Below are 10,126 nucleotides of genomic sequence, written 5' to 3' on the forward strand. Positions count from 1 at the left end.
CATATAATGGTATTTTTGGCAATCTAATTGTAGCTGCAACTATTGCGGCTTTGATTTTTCTGGGCAGTTTGGTTGCCTGCCGACCATTGGCAATGCTGTATCCGATGGGTTTTTTATTCTGCTATGCCTTGGCTAAAGAAATTGTCTGGGACGTGCATGATGCGGAAGGCGATCGCATTCAAGGGATTGTCACGGTTGCTAATAAGTGGGGAAACCGAGCGGCTTTCGCGATCGCTTGGGGTTTGCTGGGGATGTTGATGGGTTCTATACCCGTGGCGCTTCGCCTCTTATCGATGGCACGTCCCCTGTTATTTGCCACATTCTCTGCGATCGCCTTATTGAGTCTGGGAATGGCGCTGGCGCACTACCAACAGCAACGTAGCGAGAGCGCTTACCAAAGATTTAACTTCTGGGAGCGTTTAGGTACGGCGTTTGGAGTCATCGCCCTGTTAGGTACTGCATGAGAAGGCGGGAGGTGAACGGTGAAGCAATTATCGTTGGCACAAATAGTAAACTGTGGAGTCGATCGAGAGACAGCGATCGCAATTCTACCGCCGATCGCTCGGTGGCTGGCTGCCTTACCTGCTGTGGAGTGCTGGCAACAGCTAACTCGTCACATCCTCAAGCCCGATTGCCCCTTTGCATTGCACGAACTCCTTTACGAAACTACCTTTTCCGACTGGGACGCATCCCAGAAACCTGCTCCAGCTTGGTTTCCCTCTCAAGAAGAAATTGAGTCTACCAATATCGCTACTTTAATGCATCAGTTGCAAATTGCCTCCTATCGAGAATTTCATGCTTGGTCGGTGCAGAATCGCGATCGGTTCTGGGAGATGACGATCCAACGATTGGGTATTCGTTTCCGGCAGAAGTACACTCAAATTGTCGATCTTTCGCGTGGGGTAGAATTTCCTCAATGGCTGGTAAATGCTCGTTTCAACATTGTTGAGAGCTGTTTTCAAGCGCCTGAAGATTCTCCCGCAATTGTCTTTCAACAGGACGGCGGTTTGCTTTCCACCATGACTTATGGAGAACTGCACGCCTTGACCAACCGAGTTGCTAATGGGCTTGTGGACTGGGGCTTCCGTCCTGGCGATGCGATCGCGATCGCCATGCCCATGACTGCGGAATCTGTAGCGATTTACCTGGGAATTATCAAAGCTGGCTGCGTGGTGGTTTCTATCGCCGATAGTTTTGCTGCCAACGAGATCGCCATCAGATTGCGTATAACTCAGGCAAAGGCAATTTTTACGCAAGACTATATTCAGCGCGCTAGCAAGCAGTTACCCCTCTATAGCAAAATTGTTGATGCCGATGCCCCGAAAGCAGTCGTGCTGTCGCTCGATACTTCCATGTCTGGAACACTGCGTTCTAGCGATTTAGCTTGGCAGGAATTTCTCAGCTTAAACGAACGATTCGATGCCGCAGCCACCGCACCGGAAGCTTACACGAATATCTTATTTTCCTCTGGCACTACGGGAGAACCTAAAGCTATTCCTTGGACTCAAACAACACCGCTCAAATGTGCAGTTGACGGACACTTGCACCAAGATATTCACCCTGGAGATGTCGTAGCCTGGTCAACCAATCTAGGCTGGATGATGGGACCTTGGCTGATTTATGCCAGTTTAATTAATCGGGCAACTATTGCTCTCTACTACGACGCACCCACCGAGAGAGGATTCGGTCAATTTATTCAAGCGGCACGGGTGAATATGTTGGGGGTAGTACCAAGTCTAGTCAGCATTTGGAAAACAACTGTTTGTATGCAAGGGCTTGATTGGAGTGCGATTAAAGCATTCAGCTCGACGGGCGAATGTTCCAATCCACAGGATATGCTGTTTTTGATGTCCCTAGCAGGATACAAGCCGATTATCGAATACTGTGGTGGGACTGAGATTGGTGGAGCCTATATCACTGGCACGCTAGTACAGCCTGCGGCTCCTGCAACTTTCACAACTCCTGCACTAGGATTAGATTTTGTCATTCTCGCAGGCGATCGCCCTACCAACAAAGGCGAGTTGTTTATTATCCCCCCTTCCATCGGACTTTCTACCGCATTACTCAACAAAGACCATCACCAGGTCTATTTCGCCGATACCCCCCCTCTTCCGTCTGCTGTCAGGGCGGGTTTACCAGACCAATTCGTGAATCAACCAGTCACCTCCCAAGAAAACCTGCCCCTACTTTCTACTCCCCTGCGCCGTCATGGAGATTGGATCGAATACCTACCCAATGGGTACTATCGCGCTTGCGGTCGCGTTGATGACACGATGAACTTAGGAGGCATTAAGGTCAGCGCGACTGAAATCGAGCAAGTCCTCAATTCTGTAGCCGGAATTTATCAAACTGCCGCGATCGCTGTCTCTCCTCCAGAAGGGGGTCCTAGCCAGTTGGTAATTTTTGCGGTGGTTGCACCAGATCGACAGCAGGACAAAGCAACGCTCAAAACTCAGTTACAAAAGGCGATCGCTTTGCAGCTCAATCCCCTGTTCAAGATTTACGATCTGGCGATCGTTGATGCTTTACCTCGCACTGCCTCAAATAAAGTGATGCGTCGTGCATTGCGCGATTGGGCTTCTAGCACAAATGTATTTAACAAATGACTAATGACCAATAACGAATGATAACCATAACGCGCTAATCTTATGAATGACTGAGATTGCCATATGTCCAAATTCAAAGTTTTTGTGACTCGTCGCCTGCCGATCGCCTTAGATCGACTTTACCAAATTGCTGATGTCGAAGTTTGGTCGGAGCGCCAACCACCTCCTGACGACGTGTTACTGGAAAAGATCGGCGCGATCGATGGCTTGCTGTGCCTGCTTACCGACCAGATCGATCGGCGGGCGATCGAGGCAGGAACGTCACTCAAGGTCATTAGCCAAATGGCAGTTGGCTACGATAACATTGACATCCCAACTGCGACTGCCAGACATCTTCCCGTAGGTCACACGCCTGATGTTTTGACAGATGCCACCGCAGACTTTGCTTGGACGTTGTTGATGACAGCAGCACGGCGAGTTGTGGAGGCAGATCGGTTCGTGCGTGCGGGTCAGTGGCAGACTTGGGAACCGGACTTGTTGCTAGGAGCGAATATTGCTGGAGCCACTTTAGGTATTGTCGGTTTGGGACGGATCGGTCAAGCCGTAGCTCGCCGTGCCAAAGGGTTTGACATGCGCATTTTGTATGCAGATCGACAGAGATCGGAAATAGAACAATCTCTCGGTGCAGAGTGCGTGACATTCGATCGCCTGCTGCAAGAGTCAGATTTTGTGACGATTCACGCTCCCTTGACTGAAGATACTTATCATCTTTTTAGCCAGCTGCAATTTCAGCGGATGAAGCGATCGGCAATTTTAATTAACACGGCACGAGGACAAATTGTAGACTCAGAGGCTTTGTATCAAGCACTGAAGGAGCGACAAATCGCTGCCGCAGCTCTGGATGTCACCGATCCAGAACCTATTGCGCCTCAAAGCTTGTTGCTGACGTTGGATAACCTGACGATCTCACCTCATATTGCTAGTGCCAGCCGTCCGACACGAGAAAAAATGGCAAGCATGGCGATCGCCAATCTCGTTGCTGGACTTAGGGGCGATCGTCTGCCGCATTGCGTTAATCCTGAAGTTTACCAATAGCGATCGCCAGAAAAAAGACAGCATTTGGACAGTGCGATCGGTATTCTCGTTTGAGGAAAAATTATGCGTGACTGGCTGAATTAGATCGATTGAGGGAGACGTATATCTTAAGTTAAGTTTATTGCCGACTGCCTCGGGGTGAGTGCTGAATGCAATTCGATCTACAATTCATTGAAATGCTTCAGTTTTTATAGCAAAAATCCTTTTTACGAGTGCAGATTGTTAGTTGGAATCATATTAGCTCAGTCAATTTTATTACTTAACTGCTTGCCGTAGTTGCACGTAAAATTAGATTTGGCTGTAATTTTATACCTTTAGGTGGATTGCATAATTTAAACTGATGCGATCGAAGATACATCTTGAATTCGGTTGCAAATCTCCGCGATCGGCAGATATTATGTCATCGGCAGAAGAATGATACATTTCTTAAAAACCCGCTGTTCTAATGAACTTAAACAAGCTAAGGCGTAAGCGAGGGATCGTTTTAACTCGTGAAGGATGGCAAAAGTTTCAGAACGCAAAACTAGAGTTAGAGTTTGATGAAAAGTATGGGGAAAAATTTACACTAGAAGAATTAAGCGGACGCACTCAATTAACAACTGCTACCCTCGCCAAAATACTAACCCGTGAAGAAGGGGTTGACAAGCGAACCCTAATTAATTTGTTTGCAGCATTTAACTTAGAACTGAATACAAGTGACTATTCACAGCCTAGTCTAGATGCAAAGCAACCAGAATGCGCGATTGCATTTACACATCAAGACTGGGGGGATGTTATTGATGTATCCATCTTCTACGGACGTGCGGCAGAACTAGCCACGTTAGAACAATGGATTATCGAAAGTCGCTGCCGAGTCGTAACGCTGTTGGGTGTGGGAGGCATTGGTAAATCTACTCTAGCTGCTAAGTTAGCAGAACAAGTTAAGGATAAATTTGAGTTTTTTCTTTGGAGATCTTTGTCCAATGCTCCATCACTCAAAGATCTTCTCGATAGCTTGCTACAATTTTTCTCCAACGAGCAGCAGGTTGAAACCGCTTTGCCAGACAATAATAGTCGGAGATTGTCGCAACTGATCGATTATTTACAAAAATACAGATGTCTACTATTACTCGATAACACTGAAACAATTATGCAATGTGGCGTTCAAACTGGGCGCTACTGTCAGGGATGTGAAGATTACGGTCAGCTTTTCAAACGGTTGGGAGAAGTTCCCCATCAAAGCTGCGTGCTGCTTACTAGTAGGGAAAAACCTAAAGAATTAGCCTTATTAGAAGGAGAAACACTACCTGTTCGATCGCTACAACTGAGTGGTTTAAGTAAGTTAGAAGTAGAAAAAATCTTTCGCCTCAAAGGAATCTCCGGTTCTGACGAAGAATGGCAAGCATTAGCCGATCGCTATGCAGGCAATCCATTAGCATTAAAAATTGTTGCTACGACTATTGGAGATATTTTTAATGGTAGCATAGTAGAATTCTTGCAACAAACTACTATAGTATTTGGCGAACTACGCGAACTTTTAGAGCAACAAGTTGAACGGTTATCAGATATAGAGAAAGAGTTAATATATTGGCTAGTCATCAATCGAGAGCCAGTCTCGATATTGCAATTGCAAAATGATATTTTCTCTCAGTTAACATTGACAAACTTGTTAGAGGCTTTGGAGTCGTTAAGGCGGCGATCGCTGGTTGAGAAAAGTGCGGCGCTTTTCACCCTCCAGCCTGTAGTCATGGAGTATGTAACGGCTCAATTAATTGGATTGATTTGTGCAGAAATAGTCAATCAAAAGAGTGTCATTCTGAGAAAGATAGCTTTATTAAAAGTACAGAGTCAAGAGCGGGTAAAAGCTGTTCAAATTAGCTGTTTGATCGAGCCAATTCTAGAAGAACTACTGACTATTTTTAGAACCAAAAGTCAGATTAAGCAATGGCTATCTCAACTTCTAGCTAAGTTAAGAATAGAATCTCCCCACGAACCAGGATATACAGCAGGAAATCTGCTCAATCTACTTTGTTATCTCCAGACAGATTTAACTAATTATGACTTTTCTCATCTGAATATTTGGCAAGCCGATCTGCGCCAACGCACCTTACACAATGTAAATTTTGCCTACGCCGATCTCTCCAAATCTAGATTTACTAAATCCTTTAGTAATATTTCCGCGATCGCCTTTAGTTACGATGGTAAAGTTTTGGCTATGAGTGACGCTAGAGGCGAGATTTGCTTATGGCGAGAATTTGTCGATGGCGAACAAATTTTGACTTTGCAAGGACATACAGATCGGGTGCAAGCGATCGCCTTTTGTCCCGAGCGCAAAATCATTGGTAGTGTTAGTACTGACCAAACTTTAAGATTATGGAATATTAGCACTGGTGAATGTCTGAGAACTTGGCAAGGGCATTCTGAAAGAATACATTCAGTAGCATTTAGTCCTCAAGGTCATGCGATCGCTAGTAGTAGCGACGATCGCACGGTAAAGTTGTGGGATACCAGCACTGGTGAATGTATTAGGACAATGCAAGGACATACAGACTGGGTGTTTTCAGTCACATTTAGTCCTCAAGGTCATATCTTGGTCAGTGGTGGTAGAGATCGCACAATTCGCTGTTGGGATGTCAATACTGGTCGAATTGTGCAAACTTTACAGGGGCATAATGGTTGTATCCGCACAGTTGCTTTCTGTCCTGACGGACAAACTTTTGCCAGTAGCAGCGACGATTGCACGGTGAAAATTTGGGATGTTAGTACTGGGAAATGTTGCCAAACCTTGCACGGACATACGGGTTGGGTGTTGTCAGTATGCTATAGCCCAGATGGACAAATTCTTGCTAGCAGTAGTAGCGATCGCACCATTAGATTGTGGCGTGCTGTCACGGGTGAGTGTATCAAAGTTTTGTCAGGACATACTGGAGCAATTCAGTCAACTACTTTTAGTCCTGATGGCAACACTATAGCCAGTAGCTGTGACGGTCAAACAGCTATGTTATGGGATGTGAGCACTGGCGAAGCCTTGAGAACTGCACGAGGATATCACGACGGTGTATGGTCGGTAGTCTTTAGTCCCGATGGTAAAACTATAGCAACTAGCGATAATAACCAGAAGGTGAAGCTGTGGGATACCAGCACTGGTCAATGTCGCAAAGCTTTGCAAGGACATACGGGTTGGATCAGAACAGTTACTTTTAGTCCCGATGGACAAACTTTTGCTAGTGGTTGTGACGATCGGACGGTAAAAATTTGGAATACCAGCAATGGGCGTTGCTGCCAAACTTTGGAAGGTCATGCTAGTCGGGTAAAATCAATTACCTTCAATCCTCAAGGAAACGTTTTAGCTAGTGGTAGTGACGATCGGACGGTGCGACTCTGGAATCTTAGCATTGGACAATGCTTAAATGTTTTGGAGCACACTCATGGAGTGTGGTCTGTTGCCTTTAGTCCTCAAGGTAAAATCTTAGCCACTGGCTGCGATGACCAAAAAGTATGGTTGTGGGATTGTAGCACTGGCGAATGCTACAAGATTCTCCAAGGTCACGCGGGTTGGATATTGTCAGTGATTTTCTTACCGATCCTTCCTGATTGCGCCGATCGCAAGGAGATTTTAGCGAGTGGCAGTAAAGATAAAACCGTGAGATTATGGGATGTTAGTACTGGTCAGTGTCTCAAAATTTTAGAGGGACATACAGGTTGGGTAACATCAGTTGCTTGCTCTGCGCAAGCACCTGCGGCAAACAGTCGAGATAGCCCAAATCTGTTGGCTAGTGGTAGCACTGACGCAACTGTCAAATTATGGAATGTTAGCACTGGTGAATGTCTTCAAACTTTTCAGGGACACACTCACTGGATTAGGTCAGTTGCTTTCTGCCCTCAAGGTAAAATTCTGGCTAGTAGTAGCGAAGACGAGACAGTTAAGCTGTGGGATATTTCGACTGGTGAGTGCATCAGGACTCTTAGGAGTAAAAAGCCTTACGAAGGCATGAACGTTACTGGCGTTACAGGTTTAACAGTAGCAGCGATCGCCTCTTTAAAAGCTTTAGGCGCAGTTGAGCATCCAGAAGAATAGTCACTAAGTGGGGGGTGAGTGAAGCATGGATAACTCGGCACTTGTCTCCCTGGTTAATCTTTGCCATGCTTAAAAACCCAAACTTGTCTACTACCCATAAATAGATTTTTATCAAAAAATACATTAAATACATTAGAATTAATGAGAAAAAGTCTCTAAAAATCCGAACCTTGGTGCAAACCGACCTATATGCAGCAAGTTTCGGAAATTTTTCTGGGCGCAGCTCGTCCAAATCTAACCGAACGGCAGCAAATTCCAGTAGGGCTAAGAGTACAAAAAAACACTTGACTTGTCTATGAACTTGCTAAAACCAAAACGCAGTCGAGGTGTTATTCTCACTCGTGAAGGATGGCAAAAGTTTCAGCAAGCAAAACTCGCTCTAGAAATACTGGAGAAGGCTGGCAACAAGTTCACGCTGGAAGAATTAAGCGATCGCACGGGTTTAACGACTGTTACTCTGGGAAGAGTAATAAGTTGTAAAGAAGCAGTTGACAAGCGCACGCTTGTGAGCTTGTTTATGTCATTTAATCTAGAGTTGCAAAAAAGCGACTATGTTAACCCCAACCAAGTTAACCCAAACCAAAATTTGGAAGAGCAACTAGAAGTTCAGGTTACTCCTAAGCGACAAGATCTCAAAGAAGCAATTTGCATTTCAGTATTTTACGGGCGCACAGAAGAAATTGCCAAGCTGGAGCAATGGATACTCGAAGATCGCTGCCGAGTGGTAGCATTATTGGGCATGGGGGGAATTGGTAAAACTTCTCTGGCTGTCAAGCTGGCAACACAAATTCAGGATCGGTTTGAATACGTTCGGTGGATTTCGCTACGAGACGCGCCACCTGTCAAGACTGTTTTGGCTCAAGCGATCCAATTTTTATCTGATGAGCAAGAAATAGATTTGCCAGAAAGCATTGGTGAAAGAATATCGCGATTGCTTTTCTACTTGCGATCGTCCCGTTGTCTGTTGATCCTCGACAATGCCGAGTCGATTTTGTGTAGTGGTAGCCGAGCCGGACAATATCAGGAAGGATATGAAGGTTATGGAGAACTGTTAAAAAGAGTGGGAGAAACTCCCCACAATAGCTGCTTGCTGTTGACAAGTCGGGAAAAACCTAAAGATTTAGTCCCGCTTGAAGGCAAAGGATTGCTCGTGCGATCGCTTCCATTGAATGGTCTGAAGGCGACGGATGGGGAGAAAATCTTTAAAATTAAGGGGGTTTCTGGAGCGATCGAAGAATTAGAAGTACTGGTCGATCGCTATGCAGGGAATGCTTTAGCATTAAAAATAGTGGCGACGACGATTCAAGATGTCTTCGATGGTAGTGTTTCGGAGTTTTTGAAACACAACACCGTAGTTTTTGGCGATATTCACGAACTTTTAGAGCAGCAGTTTGAGCGGTTAATAGATTTAGAACAGGCGATCGTCTACTGGCTGGCGATTAATCGAGAACCCGTTTCACTGTCGGAATTGCGATCGGATTTTGTCACGCCAGTATCGCCAGCAAAATTTATAGAAGCTGTAGAATCTCTGTCACGGCGAAGTTTAATTGAAAAAACTGAGGCGCTTTTCACCCTCCAGCCTGTAGTCATGGAATATGTGACCGAGCGATTGGTGGCTCAGGTTTGTTTGGAGATTTGTAGTGAAAAAATTGCCCTGTTCAATTCCTATGCCCTGATGAAGGCTCAAGGCAAAGACTATGTTAAGGATACTCAAATTCGCTTAATTCTTAAACCAGTTAGCGATCGCCTGTTGAGTATCTTGAGAACGAAAAAGAGTCTAGAAAAGCAGCTAAATAAAATTAGAGTAACGCTGCAAGAGCGCTCTCCATTAGAACCAGGGTATGCAGCAGGAAATATTCTCAATTTATTTTGTCATTTAGAAACCGATCTAAGCGGTTATGATTTTTCTGATCTATGTGTTTGGCAAGCAGATTTACGGAGGGTGAAATTGCATGATGTCAATTTCCAAAATGCCGATTTAGCTAAATCTAGTTTTGCTGAAACCTTCGGTGGTGTTTTATCGGTTGCTTTTAGCCCTGATGGTAAACTATTGGCAATGGGTGATAGCAATGGCGAAATTCGCTTGTACCAAGTTGCAGATGGCAAACCAGTCCTCACCTGTCAGGCACATACTAACTGGGTTACATCACTTGCTTTTAGTCCTGATGGCAGTACCCTTGCTAGTGGTAGTGTTGACTACCAGGTCAAGTTATGGGAAATTGCTACAGGTCAATGCCTTCAAACCTTGGAAGGACATGAGAATGAGGTGTGGTCAGTTGCATGGAGTCCAGATGGTAACATCTTAGCCAGCGGTAGCGACGACTCCTCAATTCGGTTGTGGAGCGTCCGCAATGGTAAATGCCTTAAAATCTTCGACGGACATACGAATTATGTGCTTTCTACTGTCTTCAGTCCTGATGGAAAGATG

The 10,126-nt window shown here is 45.2% G+C and carries 5 protein-coding genes; all 5 read left to right on the forward strand.

Annotated features, from left to right (window positions below; genetic code table 11):
- Positions 1–464, forward strand: a 464-nt coding sequence (locus tag ACRC32_RS28165) for a UbiA family prenyltransferase (RefSeq protein WP_438557077.1), incomplete at its 5' end; no start/stop codon positions are given.
- Positions 465–482: 18 nt separating this feature from the next.
- Complete coding sequence (locus tag ACRC32_RS28170; protein WP_438557078.1) at positions 483–2,606, forward strand: AMP-binding protein; 2,124 nt, start codon at positions 483–485, stop codon at positions 2,604–2,606.
- Between the two features lie 63 nt (positions 2,607–2,669).
- Complete coding sequence (locus ACRC32_RS28175; protein ID WP_438557079.1) at positions 2,670–3,641, forward strand: 2-hydroxyacid dehydrogenase; 972 nt, start codon at positions 2,670–2,672, stop codon at positions 3,639–3,641.
- 445 nt (positions 3,642–4,086) lie between these two features.
- Positions 4,087–7,698 carry an NB-ARC domain-containing protein gene (locus ACRC32_RS28180; RefSeq protein WP_438557080.1) on the forward strand — a complete coding sequence of 1,204 codons (3,612 nt, stop codon included), beginning with the start codon at positions 4,087–4,089 and terminating at the stop codon, positions 7,696–7,698.
- Positions 7,699–7,993: 295 nt separating this feature from the next.
- On the forward strand, positions 7,994–10,126 hold a 2,133-nt coding region (locus ACRC32_RS28185; protein WP_438557081.1), incomplete at its 3' end, for an NB-ARC domain-containing protein.

It is taken from the genome of Chroococcidiopsis sp. (genome assembly GCF_051657925.1).
Lineage (GTDB): Bacteria > Cyanobacteriota > Cyanobacteriia > Cyanobacteriales > Chroococcidiopsidaceae > Chroococcidiopsis.